Consider the following 23,339-nt stretch of genomic DNA (forward strand, 5'->3'; position numbering starts at 1 on the left):
CATGGGATGGCAGACCAGCACGCGGGTGATGAAGGCCCGCGCGAGGAACCACACGATCGACATCATCGTCGAGATGCTCGACGGGTGGCGCCGTCATCTCTCGGGGCGCAACGCATCTCTGTTGGCCTTCTTCACGTTCCTCTCGATCTTCCCGCTCATGCTGGCGGCAACCAGCATTCTGGGACTCGTGCTTGAAGACAATGACGAGCTCCGTAACCGGATCATCGACAGCGCTGCTGACGAGATCCCGGTCATCGGCGCCGATCTCAAGTCCGACCCCGATTCGATCAATGGTTCGCTCTGGGTCGTCGTCGTCGGCATCGCCGGCGCCCTGTGGTCGTCGACGAAGGCGTTTGTCGGACTCCAAGGCGCACTCGACGACACCTGGGAGGTTCCAGTCGATGACCGGCACGGCATGCCAGAGCAACGCGGGCGCGCCATCGTCGGACTCCTCATCCTCGGTACCGCTCAAGTCGGCAGCATCACGATCACGGCGATCGTCAACGCAGCGAATCTCCCCGGCATCAGCCAACTCCTGGTGGCCCTCGGAACCGTGGTCGTCAACATTGTGGTGATCGCGTCCATGTATCGATTCCTGACCAGCGCCAGCCCCAGCTTTGGCGACGTGTGGCCAGGCGCGATCATGGCCGGCATTATCTTCAGCGTGCTCCACTACTTCGGGCCACGGTTGGTCGAGACGATCACAAAGAACGCCAGCGACACCTATGGCACGTTCGCCATCGTGCTCGGCTTGATCACGTGGCTCGGCTTCGTCGCCATCGGGACGCTGATGGCCGCAGAGCTGAACGCTGCGATCGTTCGCCGCCGCAACGCAGGGCCCTACCCCACAATGGGTCCCGAGTTTGACCTTCCGATCCGAGCCTGAGTGACGTCGGGGTCTGGCCTCGACGTCAGTGACTGACGCAACTCAGGCACCAACGACGAGGTAGCCGTCGATCTCAGTGAGAAGATCCGACGTCGGCCGGCTCGGGAGGGGGTGGCCCAGGTCCCTGGAGCGCACTTCGCCGATCCATTGGCTGTGCTGGTACTCGTGGTTGGTCACTGCCAGCAGGAGCCCGACGGCAATGAATTCAAGTTGCTGCGGGGCCCCAACGTCACCGCTCGCGATGTTGCCGATGCGGAGGTGGAGTCGTTCAGCAGCAGTGTTGCGGTAGCCGCGGAGGCGGGCCAGGTCGGGCAAGTCGCCGCGATCGGGCTCGGGGGTTGCGCTGTCCATCAGGCGGTCGAGCGCATCGTCGATCGGTGGCTCGGCTGCAGTGAGGTTGCGCACCATGTAATGCGACACCGCTGCTTGGTGGCCGAGATGCCAACCGATCGCACTCGAGTTCGGAGAGGGACGCCAATGCACTTCGTCCTGCGTGAGGTCCGCCCAAAGTTCGTCGGTGTAGGCAACCGCACGATCGTGTTCAACGAGCAGCTCAGCAATCGAGAAGCGAGAGGTGGTCATGAGGCAGTCTCCGTCGTTGGCGCCATGAAAATGTCGGCGGTGATCGTTTGAGCGGCGCGTTCGGCAGCGACCAGCGCGCCTTCAATGTGGCCAGGAAATTCTGGAGCCGTCTCCGTCGAGGCCCAGTGCAGCCGCCCATCGGCTGCGGGCTGGCAGTACCGAGGGTCGCCGAAGTGCTCGTAGGTCGTGAGTCGTTCGACATCGGTTGGTGATGTGTCGCGTTCAGCGCGCCAATCCCGAATGTGCAGGGCATCGACGTCAGCAGCGTTGGAACCGAACATGGTGACGAGCTGTTCGAGGACGGCCGACCGAGTGACCGTTGGTTCACCGACGCGACCAGCCGGAACGAACCCGAACAGCGCGCCGGGCACGCCATCGACGCCGCTCATGTCGTGGACTTCGCGTATCGGACCCACATGGCTGATGGCTGATCCCGACAGCCCAGCGCGCCTCCAGAACGCATCGGGGTACCGAGCCACGACCTTCGTGATCCCTCCCATCCACACCGGCGTGCGTCGGGCAAGACTCACGAGCCCGGCGGGAAGGTCCGGGTCGAACGTGAGCCGTTCCATGGCGAGGGCCGGCGGAAGCGCCAGCACGACGTGCCGGGCGGATACGTCGCCAGATGTTGTCACGACGTCGACCAGGCCAGCACGCTGGAACGAGATCGTCGTGGCTTCGGTCGACAGACGAACGGTGCCGGCAGGGAGTTCAGCGACCACGGCCCGGGTCAGCGAATCGGCGCCGCGGACGAATCGGCCGGAGGGCACGTCAATCGGATTGCCGTGCAAGCGCTGCACCCCGCTCGGGTCGTGATACGTCGCATCCCCCGCAAGGTGTTGCTCATATACCGGCACGCCGAGCTCGGCGATCAACCGCTGAACGCGCGGCTCGTTCGGCCAAAACCATGTTGCGCCAAGGTCGAGCCCATCGACTGAGTCGAGACGACCTCCCACTCGGTTGCGAGCTTCGAGGACCGCGACCGACAGACCTGCCGCATCGAGATGTCGGGCAGTTGCCAGACCCGAGATACCTGCGCCGATGATCGCCACATCGACGTCGGGAGCCTTCACGCAGGGAACAACCCGCCCGGTCACGGATTTAGTCCGCCAGGCGGGTGGCAATCGCGCTCGCGCTCTCAAGGGTCCGATGAACCGGGCACTTGTCGGCAATGGCGAGCAGCTTCTGCTTGTCCTCGGCGGTGAGGTCATCACCCTCGATGGTGATCACGCGCTCGAAGCGGTCGATCATCGTGGCCCGGCCGGTCGCGATCTCAGCGAACACGTTGTCGTTGTCAGCGCATTCGGCGCAGTCGTCGGCATGCACCTTTCCATGACTCACCTCGACGGTCACCCGATCAAGCGGCAGCTTCTTGCGGTCGGCGTACATCCGCAGCGTCATCGACGTGCACGCACCGAGCGCAGCGCCCAGGAAGTCGTAGGGCGCTGGGCCCGCATCGAAGCCGCCGATCGAGGTCGGCTCGTCCGCGAGGAGTCGGTGTTGCCCGACGACAACGTGGTTGAGGAATGGACCTTGCGCCGTTTCGGCCACGACGACCGGAGCCGATGCAACTGGCGCAGCCAAGGCGCCGCTCTGATCGTCGACGTATCGCTTTGCGAAGCCCGCAATCATCGATGCAGCGAACGCAGCGTCAATCGGATCGGTGAGGAGGTGATCAGCACCGTCGAGCGACACGAAACTTTTCGGGTGCCTGGCCGCATCGAAAATGTCACCCGCATTCTCGATGCCAACGGTGTTGTCGACCGGAGAGTGCAGGATGAGGTTGGCCTTCCTCGACTCGGCGACTCGGTCCGTCACGACATGATTGCGGAGATCGTCGAGGAACTGCTGTCGGATGGTGAATGTGCGTCCTGCAAGTTGCACGTTGGCCTCGCCCGTCGCGGCGATCTCGTCGACAGCGTCGGCAAAGACGCCGGTGACGTGTTCCGGGTCCGCCGGTGCGCCAATCGTCGCAACAGCGCGGACTTCATCGATGGCATCGGCGATTGCCAAGACCGCAGCACCGCCGAGCGAGTGCCCAATCAAGAGCTGTGGGGCTTGGTGCGCGTTGCGGAGCCACTCCGCGGCAGCCAGAACATCGTCGGTGTTCGACGTGAAGTTCGTGTTGGCGAACTCGCCGTCACTCTTGCCGAGGCCGGTGAAGTCGAAGCGCAGGACACCAAACCCTGAGTCGGTCAGCGCCGTCGCGATTCGCGACGCAGCCTTGACGTCTTTCCCACATGTGAAGCAGTGCGCAAACAAGGCAAAAGCAATCGGCGGCCCCGCTGGAAGGTCAAGCCGAGCGGCGAGTTCGTCGCCCTGCGAGCCGGGGAACGTAATTCGTTCGATGCGTGCACTCATGTTTCGAACGTATCGGGCGCTCGCACCGAGCGCCCGAGAACAGCACAAGGAACCTGTGCCACCCGTGCGGTTCAGCCCGCGCGCTTCGGGCGCGGGGACTACCATCTCCCCGGATGGCAGCGAGGACTGACGCATGAGCGCCGCGATTCTCGCCGCTGGCGAGTCGACGATCGGCCCGACACTCGCCGTGATCGTCGGGGCCGGCATGGTTGCGCAGTGGTTGGCCTGGCGAGCGCAGGTGCCTTCGATCATCGCGCTGCTGCTCGCCGGACTGTTGCTCGGCCCGGTCACCGGTGTGATCGACCCGGACGAACTACTCGGCGGCACGCTCTTCCCGCTCGTCTCGCTGTCAGTGGCCATCATCTTGTTCGAGGGCGGACTCGACCTGCCGCCACGCGAGCTCCGAAACACCGGAACGGTTGTGCGTCGACTGATCACTATCGGTGCAGTCCTCACCTTCCTCGTCGGCTGGTACGCCTCACGCGAAATTTTCGGCATCTCGAATCAGGCCGCGATCGTGCTCGGCGCAGTGCTGGTCGTCACCGGGCCGACCGTCGTCGGGCCGCTGCTGCGTTTCGTCCGGCCGGCTGGGCGAACCGGACCAATTCTTCGTGCCGAAGGTGTACTGATCGACCCGATCGGAGCCACGGCCGCACTGCTTGCATTCGAGATCGTGCTGCTCGAAGACGCCAACGAAGCCCTCCTCCGAGTCGCCGGCATCCTGGTGCTCACCCTCGTGGCCGGGGCCGGAATCGGCCTCTTGGCGGCCTACGTCCTCGATGAGGCCCTGCGCCGGTTCCTCATTCCTGATCAGTTGATCGTGCCCGTCACGTTCGCTGTCGTGATCGCGACGTTCGTGGCGGCCAACGAAATCCAGGAAGAGTCAGGCCTCGTCACGGTGACCGTGCTCGGCATGTACTTGGCGCGACGCGAGACCTCGACGGTGCGACACGTCCTCGAGTTCAGCGAAAGCTTGCGCACGCTGCTGATCTCGGCACTCTTCATCTTGTTGGCAGCCCGTATCCAGGCTGATCAACTGCGTGACGTCTTACTCCCGGCACTCGGCTTCCTCGCCGTCATGGTCTTCGTCGCACGCCCGTTGTCGGTGCTCGTCTCGACTGTTCGCACCGCACTCACGTGGCGCGAGCGCATCTTCCTCACGATGATGGCGCCACGCGGCATCGTGGCCGCGGCCGTGTCGGCGATCTTCGCGATTCGCATGGAAGAGGAGAACATCGCTGACGCTGACCAGATCGTGCCGATCGTGTTCCTCGTCATCATTGGCACCATCGTCGTCTACGGATTTTTCTCGGGCCCTGCAGCCCGATGGCTCGGTCTCGCCGAGGCCCAGGTCGACGGTGTGCTGATCGCCGGAGCCCATGCGCCATCGCGTGGAATCGCCTTGCAGTTGAAAGCGCACGGCATCAAGACGTTGCTGATCGACACCGATCCGTACAACGTGACGCGATCGATCTCGAACGGGTTGCAAGCGCGGCGTCTCAGCGTGCTCGCCGAAGACGCAGCACACGACCTTGACCTGCGCGGCATTGGGCGAATGCTGGCGTTCACGTCGAACGACGAGGTCAACGCGTTGGCCACCGCGCGGTTTGCACGCGTCTTCGGCCGCCGCGAGGTGTTCCAGCTCTCACCGGGCAAGCGACGCTCCGGCGAGCAGGCGGTTCCGAGCGAGTACCTCGGCCGTCAGATCGGTATCGAGGGGCTCACGTATGCCACCGTCGATGAACGGGCTCGCCAGGGTTGGAAGGTCCGGACGAGTCCGGTGGGCAGCGTGCTTGAGGCTGCGGTCGAGAACGATCTGTTCATTCCGATCATCAGGGTGATCGACGAACGGATGGCGTTCCTCTGCCGCAACGACGCGTTGCCCGTTGCCGGAACGGTGATCGGTATCGCCGCGCCGTCGTTCCAGCACGAACTCGACAACGCAGCTCGCGATGCGACTGAACCGGCACCCGCCGAGACGCCCACACCCTGACGCTGACTCAGTCGCCTGCGGCGCTCGCAACCGAGCTGTCAGGGTGAAACGCGATCCACGCGAACCAGAAGGTGTCAACGTGGACGACCTGATCGAGATGCGCGCCGGCGAGTTCGCCATCGATTGCTTTGCCGAAGATGTTCCAAGTCGATCCAGTTTCGGCGTCAGTGATCACACCATCGATTGCAGAGAAGGTGAGCGTCTCATCGCCGACCACGGGGCTGAACACGCCGGTCGCGCCAACGTCGACGCCGCCTGATACCTCGCTGGCGTCAAGTGCCGACGCGCTCCCCGGCACCCAGAACGCAACCACGGGTTCACCGGCGAGCTGGGTCTCGATCGCCCCGGCGGCGCGGAGCTCCAGAAGCGGAAACGCCGTAGCGGCGGCGCCGGAGGTCGTGCCGACCATGCGGGTCATTGCTGTGTACCGGCCATCCACCTCACCCTCGAACAGGAACGGGTCGGCTCCGACGTCGTCGTAACCCGGATACGGATTGGTCCCGTAGGGGCGATCCGCACCGGTGTCGCGCGAGAGAACGAGACCGTCAGGGTAGGCATCCCGCCACTCCTCGAACCCGACGATCGTCGACGGGTAGTCGACCAGTTCGGCCTCACCAAGCGCTCCGTACAGTGGCCGACTTGCGAAGTGACTCCAGAGCGTTCTCGTTTGCCGGTCGTACATCACCAGACTGGAGTTGTAGAGCAATCCGGACACTCCGAACTCAAGAACGCGACCCTCAACGCGCCGGTCAACGACCGTTGCGGAGTTGCACAACGGGCAGTACTGCACCGCAACCGGAACACCACCGACGGTGTCGTTGACGATCTCGTGCCAGACCATGACATCGATGGGATAGGCCCGAGCATCGCCGTTGATCTCCACCGCCAGCACGGGTGACGTCGGCGCGAGGTAGTCGACACTCGAGGCTGCATGAAAGACGGGATTGCTGATCGATGGGATCCCGTCCGGCGGCGGCCCACCGGACCGCAGCTGAGACAGATCAATCGTTGGCTCGGGCAGTTCCGGGAGGGGGTCTCTGAACGTGGTGAGCCCGGGACGCGTGTCCTCCCTCGGGCTCGGTTCCGTGCGCTCGACCTCGACGACAACGGGTCCCGCCTCGCCGTCACCAGTGATCGGTGACGACGCTCCGCCACCTGACTCGTCGGCGTCGACCGGGCCGCACGCCGCAGCCAACAGGCCCGCGACCGCCACACCGACGACGAGTCGACCGGTGGCTTTCTGACGGGTTGACGATGTGCGCCTCATGCATCTACTCAACTTCGCCCGCGATCCCCGCGTTCCGCGCGACCGCGAACCGTTTGCGAAACACGGACTGCCACCGAACTGAGCTGAGCCGGCGGGATGTCGTCGATCGCGGCCATGTGCCATTGTTCCAACCGTGTTGAACGCCCCCGCAACCATCTCGTCTCTCTTCGTCTACGGCACGCTGCGACCCGGAGACGTCCGCTGGCACCATCTCGCACCGTTCGTTGTTGACGAAGGGTGGGACGACACCGCCGCCGGCTCTGTGTTCGACACCGGCCTCGATTACCCAGCAGCAATGTTCGACAACTCCGGCACAATCCGTGGCCGGACCTACTCGCTACTCAGCGTGTCCATCGATCAGTGCCTTGCGCTCCTCGACGATGTCGAGGGCGTCGTCGACGGCGGCTATCGCCGGGTCCAGATCACCACGGGCACGGGGACCAGAGCGTGGGCATACGAATATGGCTCCGGGCTCGAACTCACCCTCATCGCATCAGGCGACTGGTTGAATCGCTGATCACTGCATTGTCCTCAGGACGGCCGGTCCCATGGCGAGCGAGTTGCGGGGGCCGGTTCCTGCGATTCGAGTTCCAGCTCAACCCAATCTGAGCTGATGAGTTCTGTGTTCGGCGGTCGAGCCGGGATCGGGCCGCCACCCCGCTCGGTCCACCACTTCCGAAGTCGCGCTGGAAGCGACGGTGCGCTTCCAGCCACGCCGTGCTGAGCGTTGAGTAACTCGCGGCGCACCTGGGCGGCTGTTGCCCGATTGAACAATCGGAGAATCATCAGCAGGGCGACGTCCATTGCCGAGATATGCCCGTGACACGTGAGCACGTGGCCCACCTCGACAATGCGCTCCGCTGACGCCGCACTGCCGAATTCGGCCAGCTTGTCCCCCGCCAACCAGTGCGTGGCCGCAGGGTGGTCACCAAGCAGACCGGCCGCCGCCACCACAACGGTTCCGGTTGAGCTCGCCGCGATCCACTGACTCGACGGCTCGACGGCACGCAGCCAGGCAATCAGGTCGTCGTCGCGTGCCGTGCGATCAACGCCGAGGCCACCGGGCACCAGCACCACATCGGGCGAAAGGATCTCACCGAAGGTGGCATCGACGTGTCGCCGACCGCCCACACCCACGACCTCACCACGCTCGGCGCCAACACTCACGAGCTCACAGTCCCCGAGACCGGCAGCGCTGAGCTGCCGGAAGGCCAGTGAGAATGCCTCACACTCGTTGATCGACACACCCGGGAAAACAACGAGTGCGATCTGCACGGCTTCAGTGTCTCACACGCAGATCTCTAGGGTCACCGCCATGACCACAACCACAACCAGCGCTCGAGACCGTTTGTCCACCACCGGCGTTTGGTACTTCACCGACGCGCTGACCAGCGGTCAAGCCGCCGACACGGCTGGCAGAATCGAATCACTCGGGTACTCGACAATGTGGATGCCCGAGACGGTCGGCCGGGACCCGTTCGCGCACATCGCCTGGCTCGGGTCACAAACCGAGACGCTGCAGTTCGCCACGGGGATCGCGAACATCTTCCATCGACACCCGGGCCCGATGAAACAGGTCGCCAACACATTGGCCGAGCAAACCGCTGGACGATTCGTGCTCGGCTTGGGTGTGAGCCACAGTCCCTTGGTTGCCGGTCTGCGCGGCCTCGACTACTCCAAGCCACTCACGAAGATGCGCGAGTACCTGGCGGCGATGGAGACGCAGCCGTTCGCAGGTGTCGCGCCGGAACACGAACCGCTCGTGCTGTTGGCCGCCCTCGGGCCGAAGATGCTGGAACTCTCTGCCAGTGCTGCTGATGGCGCCCACCCCTATTGGACCACCCCCGAACACACGGTCATGGCGCGTGAGACGATCGGACCCGACGCTCTGCTGTGTGTCGAGCAGAAGGTGATTCTGACGACCGATGCCGACGCGGCCCGCGCCGCTGGCAACAAACAGATCGACCGGTACGCCGCACTGCCGAACTACCGCAACAACTGGAAGCGGCTCGGCTTCACCGAAGACGAAATTGAGCATCGCGAACATCGCTTCGTCGACGCGGTCGTCGTGTGGGGTGACGAAGATCGCGTTCGGGCGGGCGTGCAGGCCCACTACGACGCAGGTGCTGACCACGTGTGTGTGCAACCGATCAACCCCGACGGCAGCGTCGACATCGACTGGAACGTGCTCGAGGTTCTCGCGCCGACGTCCTGATCGCGATCACGTCGCCCACCACTCAGCGTGTGGTCACGGCGCCGGGAGCGACACCACGAATCGAGCACCACCGAGATCGCTTGACTCCACCGACACCGATCCGCCGCAGCGGTGCACGACGCCAGCGACCACGGCGAGTCCCAGTCCTGCGCCCCCGGCATCGCGGCTTCGCGCCTCGTCGAGTCGCGTGAACCGCTCAAAGATCGCAGCTCGCTGCGCCTCGGGAACGCCGGGGCCGTCGTCGTCGACCAGCAGCGTGACGGCCGCAGCGGTCGACGTCAACGACACGGCGACTCGTTCGTTCGCGTGACGGGTGGCGTTGTCGAGCAGATGGGCAACCACCCGGGCCAATTCGTCGGGACGCCCGAGCACCCGCCCCGCTGACACGGCTGAGACGTCGACCGGGACGCGTCGAAGCCGGCTCGCTTCGGCAAGCACGATGTCGTCGAGATCGATTTCCGTGGTCGGCGCAGCGACACCCTCGTCGTGACGGGCCAGCGACAGGAGATCATCGATGATCGTCGCCATCCGCGTTGACTCTTCGAGGACTCCTGAGGCCAGCGCCTCGACGTCGGTACGGTCCGGTGAGCGCAAGGCCACTTCGGCCTCGCTCTGCAACACGGCGACCGGCGTCCGGAGTTCGTGACTGGCATCGGAGACGAATCGCCGACGCCTGACGTCGTTGCTCTCCAGCCGATCGAGCATGCCATTCACGGTGATCGCCAGGGTGGCGATCTCGTCACCGCTCGCCGGGACCGGCACTCGTTCACTCAACGTGCCTCCGGTGATCGTGGATGCCTGCGCAGTGATCGCTCGCACCGGTCGAAGTGCTCGGCCGGCGAGCAACCACGTCGCGAGTGCGCCAGCGAGCACTGCAAACGGAAATGCCAGCCACAGTGCTGTGCGGACTCGCCCGACCGTTCGATCGACCGAGCCCGCATCGCCTGACACGAAGTACTCGACGCCGCCGACTTCTCGGACACCCGTGACGGCCCGGCCGGTTTCGTCAAGTTGTGCAACGAGCGAGTCGCCGAACACTCCGACGTCGACCGGAAAGTCGTCGAACAGCGACACCGTGGACGAGAAGCCACCATCAAAGAGCCCAAAGAAGGTGAGAATCGGCTGGTTCACGGCAGTCGGATCGATCGACACAAACGTCTGAGAGCCCGAGGCGTCGACGCGCAGGAACTTGTCGCCGCCGATCGCCACAACGAGGTCATCGCTTCCGCCCGTTGCGATGAGTTCCTTCAAGTTCTCGTCACCGATTTGATTGACCACGATGTCGCCGGCAATGAAGTCGAAGGCATCGATGAACTTGCTGTCGCCAAGGAATCCGTCGTCGAAGAACCCCGGCGAATCGTCGAAGAACAACGACTGCGATTCGGCATCTGCATCGAGAATGTCGTCGACGAGTACCCGCTCGACGAGCGATGGTGCCAGTACTGCGGCAGCCGCGGTGATCGCTGCGATCAGGCAGCCGATCACGATCGTGAGTCGAAGGCGAACACTCATGCTGCGACCGCCAGCTGGTATCCAGCCCCGCGCACGGTCCGGACGGCGTCCTTGCCGAGCTTCTTGCGCAGGTAGCCGACATAGACCTCGACGATGTTCGGGTCGCCATTGAAATCGATGCCCCACACGCTGGCGAGGAGCGCCGTCTTCGACACCACGTTCGGGGACCGACGAACCAGCAGCTCGAGTACCGCAAACTCGCGATGCGTCAGTTCCACCGTCCGCTCTCCTCGAACGCATTGCAATCGACCGGGCGACAGCGTGAGATCGCCGACGGTCATAGTGTCATCGACCGCTCCGACTTGGCGGCGCAGCAACGCCCGTAGCCGGGCGTTCAGCACGACGTGCGCAAACGGTTTGCGGAGGTAATCGTCCGCACCAGTGTCGAGCCCCTCCGCCTCGTCGTACTCGCCATCTTTCGCTGTGAGCATCAAAATGGGCGTGGTGTTGCCCGCAGCGCGCAGTTCGCTGCACACCACGTAGCCGTTCTTGCGAGGCAGCATGATGTCGAGCACGATGGCTGCGTAGTCGACTTCGGTGGCCTGCCAGACCGCGTCAAGCCCGTCGTGCACGACATCGACGTCGTATCCCTCGGCACGCAAGCCCCGCGCAATGGAGTCGGCGAGTCGCACCTCGTCGTCGACCACCAGAATTCGCATCAGGACAGTCTGGCCCGACTTGCTGAGCGAAACCTGAGAACTGCGGACCAGCAGTGAGGCCAAACAGTCGCCAACGGCAGCGAATCTCAGGTTGTTCTCAGGTAGCACCGGCAGGATGTTCGACATCGCCACACCGGTGGCGAGGCTCCATCGAAGCACTCAAAGGATCGCCATGACATTCCCCCCACCGAACGCCGATCAGCAGATCAATCCAGTCCCCTCCCCCAGCACGGCTCCTCCTGGACGCTCCCCCCGCCGAACCGCCTCGATTGTCGCCCTCACCTCCGGCCTGCTCGTCGGCGGCGTACTCGTCGGCAGCCAGTTCGTCTCCGCGAACACTCCCAGCGTCGGCGACGACACGACTGAGCCCAACACCGACGACACGACGGAGCCAGACGCCGACGACACAGCTGACTGGGACAAGGCTGACTGGATGGACTTGGGCGGCATGTTCGACCTCGACCCCGAAGTCAAGGCTCAGTTTGACGAGTTCGAGGCGTGCATCTCCGAGCAACTCGGCGACCTGGATGTGTTCGGCGGCGTCGATGTGATCGGCGAGACCGGCGTCATTCCATCGCTCGAAAAACTCGAAGACTTCGACTTCGACATGCTCGAGGACTTCAAGATCCCATCGGGCGTGTTCGTCGAAGCTGGTGACGACACCGGGTTCTACGAGTTCGGTGACGGCGACGGCACGATCACGATCACCAAGTCCGGCGACGACATCAAGGTGAACTCAGACGGCGACGTCAGCGTGCAGACCTTCGAACTCTCCGACTTCGGCGTCGACAAGGACTTCTCGTTCCCTGAAATCACCCCCGAGCAACAGACCGAACTCGACTCCAAGTGGGCCGAGATCACGACCACGTGGGAAAGCGTGGAGAACGCGTGCGGCGATCTCCTGCCGGGCGACTTCCTCGGCGGCATGCTCGATGGCGTCTTCAGCAACGGGCCCTTTGCCGTCCCGTCCAACGACTGACATTCGAGGGACTGCCAACACCCGACGTTCTCCTGCATCTCTGCATTCCGTCATTCCGTCATTCCGTCATTCCGTCATCACTGCCGCGGGACTATCGTCAGCGGCCGTGACTGCATCGACGGCCAGCTTCGGAACCACGCGCGACGGGCTCACACAGCGCCGCCGCCACTGGGCCGCATCCAGCCCCAAGGCAGCCATCTTGCTCGTCCACGGGATCGGTGAACACTCGGGCCGATACGAGCATGTCGGCAATGCGCTGTCCGACGCCAGCTTCGACATGCTGTCGTTCGATCAGCGCGGCTTCGGCGAGACCGCCGGACGGCGAGCGTTCGTCACGGACTTCTCGGAATACACCGATGATGTTGCCGACCTACTCGCCGAGCGCCGCAAACTTGGCGTCCCCGTCGTCCTGATGGGGCACTCCCTTGGCGGCCTCATCGCAGCGACATACCTCGTCGGAGCGGATCCCCAGCCGGACTTCGCCGTACTCAGCGCACCTGCGCTCGCCGCCGAGATCCCGCGCTGGCAGCGCGTCGCCGTTCCCGTGCTGAGCCGGGTGACGCCGCGGCTGCACGTGAAATCCGACTTCGACGGCTCGATCCTCAGCCGTGACGAGGCAGTCCAGCAGGCGTACGACAACGATCCGCTCCGCGTCGACGGTGCCACCGCGTCACTGGGCCGCCAAATCATGACGACGATGGCTTCGACGTCGGATCAGATCAACCGGATCTCTGTGCCGACCTACGTTCTCCACGGAGGCGACGATGCGCTGGTGACACCAACTGCGTCGGAGCCAATCGGCCAACTGGACAACGTCACCCGCAAGGTCTGGCCCGGATTGCGCCACGAATCCATGAATGAGCCCGAATGGCCCGAGGTCGTCGACGGCATCTCCACCTGGCTCGACGCTCAATTGTCAGCCTGACTGTCTCCCCCGCTGTTGCCCCGACTGTCAGGGCTGGCGACGGACCAAAGCGATGCCGAAGTCGTTGGCAGGATCAGTAAAGAATGCGCCGTCGGCAAAGCCGACTTCGGCGAGTTCGGCCAACAGCCTGCCCTGACTGAACTTCGTGGAGATCTCGATACGTAACTCCTCGCCAGATTCGAGTTCGACGTCGAGATCGAGAGCTTCAATCCGTGCCCGCTCGGGCTCACACGCGCGGAGCCGCATATCGATCCGCTCTTCGCGTCCGTCCCAGAACGGCACGTAGTCGAAGTTGCCGACATCGATGTTGCCGCCAAGTTCACGGTTGATGACGCTCAGCGCGTTGCGGATAAACGCATCGGTCGTTCCCGCGCTGTCGTTGTAGGCAGACAGGAGTCGGTCGACCGGCTTGATCAGGTCGACACCTAACAGCACCCAGTCGCCCGGGTCGAGCACATCGGCCAGGGCACCAAGAAATGCTGTGCGTTCCTCCCGATAGAAGTTCCCGATCGTTCCGCCGAGGAAAGCAACGAGGCGCGTACCGCCTGTTGGCAAGCGATGCAGGTGTTGGTTGAAGTCACCAATCACCGGTGACACGTCAAGATCGGGATATCGCTCGCCGAGCATCGCGGCTGCATCGAGCAACGTGGCCTCGCTCACATCGAGCGGCACGAAACGTTCGATCATTCCGCGTGCAGCGAATGCGTCGAGCAATGTCCGCGTCTTGTCGCTCGTTCCTGATCCAAGTTCGATCACCGTGGTCGCGGCGGTCATCTCGGCGATCATCGTCGAGTGGTCGGCAAGAATCTGACGTTCGGCCTCAGTTTGGTAGTACTCGGGCAGCCGGGTGATCTGGTCGAACAGGTCGCTGCCACGGTCGTCGTAGAGCCAGCGGGGCGGGACAGTGCGCGGACGGCGTTGAAGTGCTCGACGCAATTCAGCATGTGCCTCGGCGGACGGCGTCTCGGTCTCGGCACGCTCGTCGGCGCTGAACGTGTTGTCAGCGGTGTCGTCGGCGGTCTGGTCGCTGTGGTGCATGGAAGGCTTTCAGTGCCGATCGGCAGCGAGTCGGACACCCGACGCATGCCACCGCGTGTGCGGATGGAAGAAGTTTCGATAGGTGGCTCGGGTATGGGCCGGCGGGGTGAACACCGAGCCGCCGCGCAGTACCTGCTGGCCAGACATGAACTTGCCGTTGTATTCGCCAATGGCCCCATCGGCCACTTTGAATCCCGGGTACGGCTCGTACGCCGACGACGTCCACTCCCAACAATCGCCAAACATCTGGCGGAGACCGCCGGTCGGTGCGCCCGCTGCAGCGGGATGGAAACTGAAGTCGGCACGCTGCTCGTCGAGCACGTTGCCGCCCAGATCGAGACCGCGCGCCGCGTGTTCCCACTCGAATTCAGTCGGCAGCCTCGCTCCGGCCCACGTCGCATAGGCATCGGCTTCATAGTGCGACAGGTGGGCGACCGGTTCGTGCGGATCGACCGACCGGATGCCAGTCAGCGTATGTATCCACCAGCGATCGACGTCGTCAGGATCGGGCCGCCAGTACTCGGGCGCGGTCCATCCTTCGTCAAGCGAGCGGTACCAGCCATCGGACTTCCACAACTCTGGTCGCTGGTAGCCCCCGTCGGCAATGAAGTCGATCCATTCGCCGGCGGTGACTAATCGATCAGTGAGCGCAAAGTCATAGAGACGAACCTCGTGATGCGGACCTTCACTGTCGAATGAGAACCGACCGCCGGCCAGATGGTCGACGCCAATACCCGCAATGCCGCCGGTGAAGTCGACCCAGTTCGCCGGGCCGGGATCCGCTGCAGGCACTGCCACACGGTCGCTGTAGGCCGGGCCGACCGCTGGGTTCATCGACAGCACATGCTTGACGTCCATCAGGAGCAGTTCCTGATGTTGCTCTTCGTGATGGGTACCGAGCAAGACGACATCGGCAAGGTCCGCATCGACGCCGCCCGCAAGCAGCTCCGCCATTTCCTTGTCGACATGTGCGCGGTAGTCGGCGACTTCACTCATCGACGGTCGCGTGACCAGGCCTCGATGCGGGCGCGGATGCCGGGCGCCGACTGCGTCGTAGTAGCTGTTGTAAAGAAAGCGATATTCGGGACGGTCCCACACACGATCACTGGTTCCGTCAGCGTGCAAAGCGAACTCGGCGAAGAACCACGTCGAGTGCGCACGGTGCCACTTGGTCGGGCTGGTGTCCGGCATCGACTGCACCATCTGGTCTTCGGCGGACAATGGCGCGGCCAGGCGCTCCGTGCGAGCACGCACCTCTGCGTATCGCGTTGCAAGATCCTGTGCTTCCCACGCCATCTCACTACATAACCATCACGAGCATTCGATATGCCCATGCGAGCCCGAAACAACCAGTGAATTCCACCGACAGTTGAGGCCACACAATGCCGCAGCGTCACCCGCTGACTCGGTCGGCGTGGGGCCGGCGCCGCTACGTTCCACATATGGACATCGGCCTCTACATCTTCCCCACCGACCAGACCATCAACGCCGTGGAGCTGGCCAAGGTCGCAGACCAGGCCGGCTTCGAGTCACTCTGGTTTCCCGAGCACTCGCACATTCCTGTCAGCCGCGCCACACCATGGGGCGGCCGGGCCGGAGCCCCTGACCTCCCCGAGTTCTACTGGCGCACCCACGATCCGTTCGTCACAATGGGCGCCTGCGCGTCCGTGACCGAGAACATCAAGCTCGCAACTGGCATCTGCCTCGTCGCACAACGCGATCCGATCCACACCGCGAAGGAAGTTGCCAGTGTCGACTCGCTCAGTGGCGGGCGCATGCTGTTTGGCATCGGCTACGGATGGAACAAGGAAGAGATGGCGCAGCACGGAACCGCGTACGGCGAGCGGCGCGAACTGCTCCGCGAGAACATCAAGGCCATGCAGGCGCTGTGGACTCAAGACGAGGCGTCGTTCAGCGGCGACCACGTGCACATCGAGCCGAGCTGGTCCTGGCCAAAGCCGACACAGCAGCCACACCCTCCGATCATCCTCGGTGGTGCCGCCGGACCGAAGACTGCTGCCCACATTGCCGAGTTCTGCGACGGCTGGATGCCCATCGGCGGGCGCCATGCAATCAGCGGTTTCGACGAGGTGGCAAAGGCATGCGATGACATCGGGCGTGACCCGAAGTCTGTCGAGCTCGGCATCTTCGGCGCCCCCGCCGACGAAGCCAAGTTGACTGAACTCGCCACATCTGGTGTGTCACGTGCGGTGTTCACCCTCCCTCAGGGTCCGCGCGACGAGGTGCTCGCCGAAGTCGAACGCGTCGCTCCGCTGATCGACGCGATGCGCGACGCCTGATCGCCAACTCCAGCAGAGCGGTCAGCGGGCTGTAAACGACCAATCACGACGTGGAAACACTCCGGTCACGTCGCGATGCGACGATCAGTTCATGTTCAACGACATCCCCCTCATCGTTGCCCTTGACCATCCCTCGCTGATCGAGGCCATCGACCAGTTCGCCGATGAACTGCACAATGAGCAACGGTTCTTCGGTTCGAGTGCTGCGCCCGCGCCATTCCCGTCGTTGATCAATCGGGTCACGTCATCGGGAGGGATGAGGCTCGGAGCGATGGTCGACGGCCACATCGTTGCCATGGCGCGGGTCGAAGCCTCAGGCGACACATCGATCGCCGTCGTTGCTGACTGGAGAGGACGCGGCATCGGCCGGGCGCTGCTCGCCGCCACGGTTCGTCGAGCGGGCCAGATGGGGCTCAGTCGGCTGGTCGTGCGGTCGAGCCAGCGCAGTCGATCGGTCGCTGCGCTCGGCAGGTCAGTCGGAGCCGTCACCGTCGACCAGGGGCGCGGTCGTGTCGACCTGATCTTTCCGATCGACCGCGCTGCTCGAACCGCCTGACGTCAACCGACAGCGCTTCAGCTCAGGTGCGCGCCTGTAGCAAATCCATGGTCCGTGCCGGGCCGTCACCATCGGGGATGACCACTGCAGTGAAGTCCGTCGCTCCGGCAGCGGCGATGGCGTCGAGACCGGCATTCACTGTGTCTTCGTCACCGATCAAGCTGATCTCCTCGACGCCGTGGACACCTTCGATGTCGAGCATCGCGCGATACGACGGCAGGGCCGCGTAGCCCTCGAGCATCTTGCCGACGAACTCCGTCGTCGGCTGCGGGTCGTCGGTCACGCAGACCGGCAGACTGCAGACCACCCGCGGTGTCGATCGTCCAGCTTCGGTCGCAGCATCATTGATGATCGGCACAATCTGCTGCTCGAGCGTCTTGGGGCCCACGCACCAGAGGATGGTTCCATCGGTGCGCTTGCCGGCCATCTTCAACATCTGTTCGCCGAGCGCTGCGACCATCACCAACGGCTTGTTGTCGGTCATCAACGTCGCCTGCTGCTCGAGCGACCACACCTCGCCCTGCAAGCTGGCTGTGCCGGTCTCGAGCAATGAGTCGAGAATCGCCAGGTATTCCGACATGTGCTTGACGGGGCGTTCCCACTTCATCCCCCAGCGACCTTCGACCGAGGGCTGGTGCGCCAGGCCGATGCCGAGGACGATTCGACCGTTGGACGCGGCCTGTGCGGTGAGCGCACCTGCGGCCATGACTTCGGGATGGCGCGTCCACGTCGGTACGACAGCGGTTCCAAGTTCGATGGTCGACGTGGTGCGACCCGCTATTGCAAGCATCGCCAGCGAATCAGCGAGCGCGGTCTGAGCGAGCCAGTAGCTCGCGAAGCCAGCCACTTCGCTCTGCTCCACGTCGGTGACGATCGCGTCGAGGTTCGGATGTGCGAGCTGGCCAGAGCCGTTGATGCCGATTTTCATCCTTGGACCATACGCCGCCGGTGGGCGGGCGGACAGGGTCGCGCAGTACCGTCGTAACGATGAGCTGGGAACTCGTTCTTGACGGCATCGACTTCGGCGAGGGGCCGCGTTGGCACGACAACCGCTTCTGGTTCAGCGACTTCTTCCAGCACTCGATCTCATCAGTCGGCGCCGACGGGATTCGAAATGTCGAACATGCCGATGTCGGTCGCCCCTCAGGGTTGGGCTGGCTTCCAGACGGACGGCTCCTGTTCGTCGAGATGATCAGCCGAAGGGTGATGCGTGTCGATGCCGGCGGCGCCATCGTCGAGCATGCCGACATCTCAGGTGTGGCGACGGGCCACTGCAACGACATCGTGGTCGACGCAACGGGCAACGCCTACGTTGGCAACTTCGGATTCGACATGGAGGGCGGCGACGAGTTCGCAACCGCCTCGCTCGCGCTCGTTCGGCCCGACGGCTCCGTCGAGGTCGCAGCAACCGATCTCATGTTCCCCAACGGGTCAGTGATTATCGATGACGGCGCGACGCTCATTGTCGGCGAATCGTTCGGCGGCAAATACCTCGCATTTGACATTGCGGCCGATGCCACGCTGTCCAATCGCCGCACTTGGGCCGAAGTCGACGGGATGGCTCCGGATGGCTGCTCTGTCGATGCCGAGGGCGGCATCTGGTTCTCCGACGCACTCGGCAAGCAAGTCGTCCGCGTGATCGAAGGCGGCGAGGTCACGCACCAGCTGCCGACCGGCGACAACACGTTTGCCTGCATGCTTGGCGGCGAGGACGGCACGACGCTCTTCGCGCTCACGTGCGAGGACTCACACCCCTCCAAAGCGGCCGGCACCGGCACCGGCAAGCTCTGGACCACCACGGTCGACGTCCCGCGCAACGCCACTGATCTTCCCTGAGTCAGCTTGCCCGGCGAGCTCAACACCCGTTTGCGCCCGAGTTTCTGCGGACCGGTCCGCAGAAATCCCGACGCAAACGGTTGTGAAGCGGGGTGTTGCGGTTGTGAAGCGGGGTGTTGCGGGTGTTAGAGCACGGCGTTGCCGTACATCTCGCCGAGGGGATCATTGATCAACTCGAGGCGTTCGCCATCCGGGCCGGCGAAATAGAGCGACGTGTCGCCGACGAGGAAGGTGTCCACACCGGCGCCTTCGAGCTTGCCCTTCAGGCGCGTCCAGTTGTCCGGCGGCACCGAGATCGCCAGGTGATGATGGCCGCCGAGCACTTCGGCGTAGTCCTCGAGGCCCAACCCGGGAAAGTCGAAAAACGCCAGGGCATTGCCGTTACCAATGTCGAAGAAGAAGTGCGTCGAACCCTCGTAGTCACGGTTCTCGAACAGCTCGGTCAGTGGGAACTCAAGGAGGTCCTGGTAAAAGCCGATCGTCCGCTCGACGTCGCTGGAGATCAGCGCCTGATGATGCACACCACGTGCTGACGAAGCCGCTCGTTCCGCTTTCGGCTTGAGGTACTTGGTGCGCATCTGCGCCCATTCGTCTTCGCGGTCGGGATGGTCGCCGTCATGTGTGGAACCAAAATGCGGATTGCTTGCCATTGCAACAATCTAGTCGCAGGCAGCGCCTCCCGGCGCGGCGGTCAGTACATCGAGGACTCGACGCCGCTCGACTCGCCGCGCGCCTGCGCGAGTTCTGCGCCGAGACCGACCTTCATCGCCTGCAGATCGCCGGTGACCGTCACCATCCGATACCCCCGGCGCAGTCGGTCTGGAGTGAGGGCGCCGGTTGCATGAATGCCCGCCACCACGCCGGCGCGGGCGCACGCGGCCGAAATCACATCGAGCGCGTCAGTGAACGCCGCAGATTCGTCGTGATTTCCCGGCCCCAGGCCGAGCGTGATCGACAGGTCGGACGGACCGACGTAGATCGCATCGATCCCCGGCACCTCGAGAATCGCGTCAATGTTCTCCACGGCCTGCACCGTCTCGATCATCGGGATGCAAGCCACGTTGTCCTGGGCCCATTCGAAATACGGACGGTCAGTCCGCATCTGCACCAACGTCGGACCCGAGCTTCGAGCACCGTCAGGCGCGTACCGACAAGCACGCACGGCTGCTCGCGCCTCTTCGACGGTGTTGACCATCGGGATGATCACACCGTGTGCGCCTGCGTCAAGCAGCTTGCCGATGATGCCCGGCTCGTTCCACGGCGCCCGGGCGATCGGACGTCCGCCGCCGAGCTCGATGGCGGGAATCATCGCGACCACATCGGAGTACTCGACTGCGCCGTGCTGAGTGTCGATACACACGTAGTCGAAGCCGGCGCGTGCCGTGACTTCGGCAGTCACGGGACTCGCCACCGACACCCAACCTCCAAGTGTCGTTCCACCGTTGTTCCAGATCTCGCGCAGTCCCTGCATGTCGCCCATCATCGCATTCCCAACGAGCGCCCGACGGGTCCGCATGACCATCACTGTCAAGCGGGGGTGTTCGGAATCAGATGCACCGGTTGGTGAGAGTTCCAATGCCTTCGACCTCAGAGGTGATGACATCACCCGGTTGCAAGAAAATGCCGTTCGGGCCGCCGACACCATCGGGAGTGCCCGTGAAGATGATGTCACCCGGCGCCAGCGTCATGATCGACGAAAGGTACGCGATCTGATCGGCGACGGAGAAGATCATGTTCGAGGTGCGAGAGTTCTGCCGCACTTCACCATTGATCGCGCACGTCAGAGCGAGGTCGGTCGGATCGGCGAACATGCCGGGTGACACCAGGGTCGGGCCAAGCGGACCGTAGGTGTCGCGAGACTTCCCCAGATCGAAGTGCGGCGGCTTGGCAGCAAACTGCAGCGCGCGGTCGGAGATGTCCTGCCCTGCGGTCAAACCGAGCACATGGTCCCAGGCATCAGCTGCGTCGATGTCGCGTCCACCCCGACCAATCACCACAACCAGTTCAACCTCATAGTCGGCGTGTTCACTGCGCAGCTCGACGTCAGCGTTGGGACCGACGATGCAGCTCGGGAACTTCGTGAACACGAGAGGCGTCGTTGGCACGTCCATCTTCGACTCAGCGACGTGATCGGCATAGTTCAAGCCGACGGCGAACACATTCCGAGGCGTCACCGGCGGCCGGATGTCGGCACCGTCAAGCGTTCCAAACGGTGTCATGTCGTCGAGTCGGCCTTGCGCCGCAGTCAGCACATCCAAATCGGCCAGCACCACGTCCGGATCTGATGACACTGCCCCGTCGGTCATCCGTTCCAGGTCGTAGTAATCACCTGCGTCATCGACGAGTGAGGAGCGACCGGCAACGTTGGCGAAACGAAATCCCATACTCCGAGTGTCGCAGGTCGCGCTCAACTGGTTTCGTACTGAACCGCAGCGCGCTGTTCCACTCTGCCAGCCAACAGCCCTTGGATGACCGCAACATGGTCGGGGTGGTCGCGATAGGTCGCGAAGTCATCGGCGTTGTCGAGGTCCGCGACGACCACGTAGTCGAAGTTGCCGTCCGAGATGCCGACGTCGGGCCCGTGGCGGTACGCGCGCAACACATCGATCGTGCCGGGGAGCGTGTCGAGCGCCGCCGACACCGCCGCAATATGCGCGTCATCGACGTCATCGGCCCAGGAGAACATCACTACGTGTCGGAACATCATTCCATCATGGCCGATGCCGCCTCTGAACCTTCGATGTTGAAGATGACTGCCACCCAGCAACGCAGGAAGCCCGCGCCTGCCATCCCGAACCCAGCCGGTTGGCTCCGCTCAGCCGTCCAGATGCCGAAGCAGGCCTTCAAGCGCAACGGTGTAGCTGTGGCGGCCGAATCCGCCCACCACGCCGAGGCACACCGCACTGAGCATCGAGGTGTGCCGAAACTCCTCGCGAGCGTGCACATTCGACAGGTGGGTCTCAACGACCGGTAACTCACATGCCGAGATCGCATCGCGCAGAGCAACGCTCGTGTGCGTGTACGCCCCAGGGTTGAAGACCACGCCATCAGCCCAGGTCCGAGCGTCGTGCAGCGCATCGATCAGCTCGCCTTCGCTGTTCGATTGCGCATCGCGCAATTCCGCACGTCCGGCGAACTCGTTGCCCAAGTGGGCGAGAATGTCGACGAGCGTGGTGGAGCCGTAGACCTCCGGTTCGCGAGTGCCGAGCAAGTTGAGGTTCGGGCCGTTGAGCACGAGGATCTGGCGAGCCATGGCCCAGACACTACGTGCCGTCCCGTTGCTGATCGGCGACCTTTCTCGACCGCTTCAGCTTCGCGCTGATTCGGTGTGACCGTCGACCGTGAGCGCTTGGCCGCTGATCTTGGCTCCCGCAGGCGAGCACACGAATCGGATCATCGCGGCGATATCTGCGGGGTCGACGAAGGTCTGGAGCGAGACCGCGTTGGTGAAGCCCCGCCGGATCTCTGCTGCCGACCTTCCGCTCGCGTCGGCTTCGAGTTCGACCACCCGGTCCATCCGTTCATTGTCGACCGACCCCGGACAGACTGCGTTGACGCGGACTCCGAACTCACCAAGTTCCATCGCCATGGTCTTGGTCAGGCCGATAATCGCCCACTTTGCTGCGGCGTACGGTGCTCGGTTCGGAAAGCCCATTAACCCCGCAGTTGATGACATGTTGACGATCGAACCGGAGCGCTGCGCGACGAGATGCGGGATCACCTTCCGGCTCATCAGGAACGTTCCCGTCACATTGACGTCGAGCGTGCGGTTCCACGCATCCAGCTCGAGGGTGTCGGTCCGGCCGCCAGGCCCAGCGATTCCCGCGTTGTTCACGAGGACATCGACTCCCCCCATTGCATCGACCGCTCGCGAAACGAACACGTCGACGGCAACCTCATCGGACACATCGGCATGCCACGCACCCGCGTTGCCGTGTTCGGCCCGGAATCGCTCGAGTGCATCGTTGTCGACGTCGCAGATCTGCACCTGCGCACCACCGGCGAGAAATTCCTCCGCTGTTGCCAGTCCGATGCCGGACGCACCGGCGGTGATGACGACACGGAGGCCGGCAACATCATTGTTCATCGACCGGAAGCTACTCCGATGATGGACCAGGTGTTTGGAGAACCATTCTCAGCAAATGAGTACGACGCTGACCCGATGGTGGCGATGAGTGAATTGGAACGAGCGATTCAAGATCGGCTCGCAGAACACGAGCTGCGATTCAC

The 23,339-nt window shown here is 63.7% G+C and carries 25 protein-coding genes; 9 read left to right on the forward strand and 16 right to left on the reverse strand.

Annotated features, from left to right (window positions below; translation table 11 throughout):
- Position 1 precedes the first annotated feature (1 nt).
- Positions 2-886: a YihY/virulence factor BrkB family protein gene (locus ACH2DW_RS06565; RefSeq protein WP_394928926.1), complete on the forward strand. Its 885-nt coding sequence runs from the start codon at positions 2-4 to the stop codon at positions 884-886.
- Between the two features lie 42 nt (positions 887-928).
- Here the strand turns inward: ACH2DW_RS06565 and ACH2DW_RS06570 are convergent, their stop codons facing one another.
- Genes ACH2DW_RS06570 through ACH2DW_RS06580 form a run of 3 tightly spaced genes read right to left on the reverse strand, consistent with a single transcriptional unit; the run spans position 929 to position 3,829 of the window.
- Positions 929-1,468, reverse strand: a complete 540-nt coding sequence (locus ACH2DW_RS06570; RefSeq protein WP_394928927.1) for a DinB family protein — start codon at positions 1,466-1,468, stop codon at positions 929-931.
- Positions 1,465-2,541, reverse strand: a complete 1,077-nt coding sequence (locus ACH2DW_RS06575) for a flavin monoamine oxidase family protein (protein WP_394928928.1) — start codon at positions 2,539-2,541, stop codon at positions 1,465-1,467. The genes ACH2DW_RS06570 and ACH2DW_RS06575 overlap by 4 nt, the downstream gene beginning before the upstream one ends.
- Positions 2,542-2,569: 28 nt before the next feature.
- On the reverse strand, positions 2,570-3,829 hold the full coding sequence (locus tag ACH2DW_RS06580) for an alpha/beta fold hydrolase (RefSeq protein WP_394928929.1): 1,260 nt from the start codon (positions 3,827-3,829) through the stop codon (positions 2,570-2,572).
- Positions 3,830-3,962: 133 nt separating this feature from the next.
- Between ACH2DW_RS06580 and ACH2DW_RS06585 the strand changes: the two genes are divergently transcribed.
- The gene (locus ACH2DW_RS06585) at positions 3,963-5,822 is read left to right on the forward strand and encodes a cation:proton antiporter (protein WP_394928930.1); all 1,860 of its coding nucleotides are present in this window, start codon (positions 3,963-3,965) and stop codon (positions 5,820-5,822) included.
- 7 nt (positions 5,823-5,829) lie between these two features.
- Here ACH2DW_RS06585 and ACH2DW_RS06590 read toward each other — a convergent pair whose 3' ends face one another.
- Entirely contained in the window at positions 5,830-7,089 is a 1,260-nt protein-coding gene (locus ACH2DW_RS06590) for a DUF3179 domain-containing protein (RefSeq protein ID WP_394928931.1), read from the reverse strand.
- A 133-nt stretch (positions 7,090-7,222) separates the two neighbouring features.
- Here ACH2DW_RS06590 and ACH2DW_RS06595 point away from each other — a divergent pair, with 133 nt between their 5' ends.
- The gene (locus ACH2DW_RS06595; protein ID WP_394928932.1) at positions 7,223-7,606 is read left to right on the forward strand and encodes a gamma-glutamylcyclotransferase; all 384 of its coding nucleotides are present in this window, start codon (positions 7,223-7,225) and stop codon (positions 7,604-7,606) included.
- A 14-nt stretch (positions 7,607-7,620) separates the two neighbouring features.
- Here ACH2DW_RS06595 and ACH2DW_RS06600 read toward each other — a convergent pair whose 3' ends face one another.
- Positions 7,621-8,364 carry a DJ-1/PfpI family protein gene (locus ACH2DW_RS06600; RefSeq protein WP_394928933.1) on the reverse strand — a complete coding sequence of 248 codons (744 nt, stop codon included), beginning with the start codon at positions 8,362-8,364 and terminating at the stop codon, positions 7,621-7,623.
- 40 nt (positions 8,365-8,404) lie between these two features.
- Here ACH2DW_RS06600 and ACH2DW_RS06605 point away from each other — a divergent pair, with 40 nt between their 5' ends.
- Positions 8,405-9,304 carry a TIGR03620 family F420-dependent LLM class oxidoreductase gene (locus ACH2DW_RS06605; protein ID WP_394928934.1) on the forward strand — a complete coding sequence of 300 codons (900 nt, stop codon included), beginning with the start codon at positions 8,405-8,407 and terminating at the stop codon, positions 9,302-9,304.
- A gap of 33 nt (positions 9,305-9,337) precedes the next feature.
- On the opposite strand, the gene ACH2DW_RS06610 is transcribed toward ACH2DW_RS06605, so the two are convergent.
- Both ACH2DW_RS06610 and ACH2DW_RS06615 read right to left on the reverse strand, forming a co-directional pair.
- Entirely contained in the window at positions 9,338-10,816 is a 1,479-nt protein-coding gene (locus tag ACH2DW_RS06610; RefSeq protein ID WP_394928935.1) for an ATP-binding protein, read from the reverse strand.
- Complete coding sequence (locus ACH2DW_RS06615; RefSeq protein ID WP_394928936.1) at positions 10,813-11,475, reverse strand: response regulator transcription factor; 663 nt, start codon at positions 11,473-11,475, stop codon at positions 10,813-10,815. The genes ACH2DW_RS06610 and ACH2DW_RS06615 overlap by 4 nt, the downstream gene beginning before the upstream one ends.
- A gap of 172 nt (positions 11,476-11,647) precedes the next feature.
- Between ACH2DW_RS06615 and ACH2DW_RS06620 the strand changes: the two genes are divergently transcribed.
- Positions 11,648-12,454 (forward strand): hypothetical protein, encoded by an 807-nt coding sequence (locus ACH2DW_RS06620; RefSeq protein ID WP_394928937.1) that lies wholly within the window; start codon positions 11,648-11,650, stop codon positions 12,452-12,454.
- 106 nt (positions 12,455-12,560) lie between these two features.
- Positions 12,561-13,379 (forward strand): alpha/beta hydrolase, encoded by an 819-nt coding sequence (locus ACH2DW_RS06625; RefSeq protein WP_394928938.1) that lies wholly within the window; start codon positions 12,561-12,563, stop codon positions 13,377-13,379.
- 27 nt (positions 13,380-13,406) lie between these two features.
- Here the strand turns inward: ACH2DW_RS06625 and egtD are convergent, their stop codons facing one another.
- Positions 13,407-14,417, reverse strand: a complete 1,011-nt coding sequence (egtD, locus tag ACH2DW_RS06630; protein WP_394928939.1) for an L-histidine N(alpha)-methyltransferase — start codon at positions 14,415-14,417, stop codon at positions 13,407-13,409.
- 9 nt (positions 14,418-14,426) lie between these two features.
- Positions 14,427-15,713, reverse strand: a complete 1,287-nt coding sequence (gene egtB, locus ACH2DW_RS06635; RefSeq protein WP_394928940.1) for an ergothioneine biosynthesis protein EgtB — start codon at positions 15,711-15,713, stop codon at positions 14,427-14,429.
- Positions 15,714-15,859: 146 nt separating this feature from the next.
- Between egtB and ACH2DW_RS06640 the strand changes: the two genes are divergently transcribed.
- The gene (locus ACH2DW_RS06640; protein ID WP_394928941.1) at positions 15,860-16,717 is read left to right on the forward strand and encodes an LLM class F420-dependent oxidoreductase; all 858 of its coding nucleotides are present in this window, start codon (positions 15,860-15,862) and stop codon (positions 16,715-16,717) included.
- Positions 16,718-16,808: 91 nt separating this feature from the next.
- Positions 16,809-17,273, forward strand: a complete 465-nt coding sequence (locus ACH2DW_RS06645) for a GNAT family N-acetyltransferase (protein ID WP_394928942.1) — start codon at positions 16,809-16,811, stop codon at positions 17,271-17,273.
- 22 nt (positions 17,274-17,295) lie between these two features.
- Here the strand turns inward: ACH2DW_RS06645 and ACH2DW_RS06650 are convergent, their stop codons facing one another.
- Positions 17,296-18,201: a TIGR03564 family F420-dependent LLM class oxidoreductase gene (locus ACH2DW_RS06650; RefSeq protein ID WP_394928943.1), complete on the reverse strand. Its 906-nt coding sequence runs from the start codon at positions 18,199-18,201 to the stop codon at positions 17,296-17,298.
- A 59-nt stretch (positions 18,202-18,260) separates the two neighbouring features.
- On the opposite strand from ACH2DW_RS06650, the gene ACH2DW_RS06655 reads away from it, so the two are divergent.
- Positions 18,261-19,109, forward strand: a complete 849-nt coding sequence (locus ACH2DW_RS06655) for an SMP-30/gluconolactonase/LRE family protein (protein ID WP_394928944.1) — start codon at positions 18,261-18,263, stop codon at positions 19,107-19,109.
- 125 nt (positions 19,110-19,234) lie between these two features.
- On the opposite strand, the gene ACH2DW_RS06660 is transcribed toward ACH2DW_RS06655, so the two are convergent.
- The 6 genes from ACH2DW_RS06660 to ACH2DW_RS06685 form a co-directional block, all read right to left on the reverse strand.
- On the reverse strand, positions 19,235-19,687 hold the full coding sequence (locus tag ACH2DW_RS06660) for a VOC family protein (protein WP_394928951.1): 453 nt from the start codon (positions 19,685-19,687) through the stop codon (positions 19,235-19,237).
- Positions 19,688-19,800: 113 nt separating this feature from the next.
- Complete coding sequence (locus tag ACH2DW_RS06665) at positions 19,801-20,625, reverse strand: HpcH/HpaI aldolase/citrate lyase family protein (protein WP_394928945.1); 825 nt, start codon at positions 20,623-20,625, stop codon at positions 19,801-19,803.
- A 31-nt stretch (positions 20,626-20,656) separates the two neighbouring features.
- Complete coding sequence (locus tag ACH2DW_RS06670) at positions 20,657-21,493, reverse strand: fumarylacetoacetate hydrolase family protein (protein WP_394928946.1); 837 nt, start codon at positions 21,491-21,493, stop codon at positions 20,657-20,659.
- 23 nt (positions 21,494-21,516) lie between these two features.
- Positions 21,517-21,813 (reverse strand): Dabb family protein, encoded by a 297-nt coding sequence (locus ACH2DW_RS06675; RefSeq protein ID WP_394928947.1) that lies wholly within the window; start codon positions 21,811-21,813, stop codon positions 21,517-21,519.
- 111 nt (positions 21,814-21,924) lie between these two features.
- Positions 21,925-22,362, reverse strand: coding sequence for a type II 3-dehydroquinate dehydratase (gene aroQ, locus ACH2DW_RS06680; protein WP_394928948.1), 438 nt, complete (start codon positions 22,360-22,362; stop codon positions 21,925-21,927).
- 54 nt (positions 22,363-22,416) lie between these two features.
- The gene (locus tag ACH2DW_RS06685) at positions 22,417-23,196 is read right to left on the reverse strand and encodes an SDR family oxidoreductase (protein ID WP_394928949.1); all 780 of its coding nucleotides are present in this window, start codon (positions 23,194-23,196) and stop codon (positions 22,417-22,419) included.
- Positions 23,197-23,339: the final 143 nt, after the last annotated feature.

The organism is uncultured Ilumatobacter sp. (genome assembly GCF_963980585.1).
Taxonomy (GTDB): domain Bacteria; phylum Actinomycetota; class Acidimicrobiia; order Acidimicrobiales; family Ilumatobacteraceae; genus Ilumatobacter_A.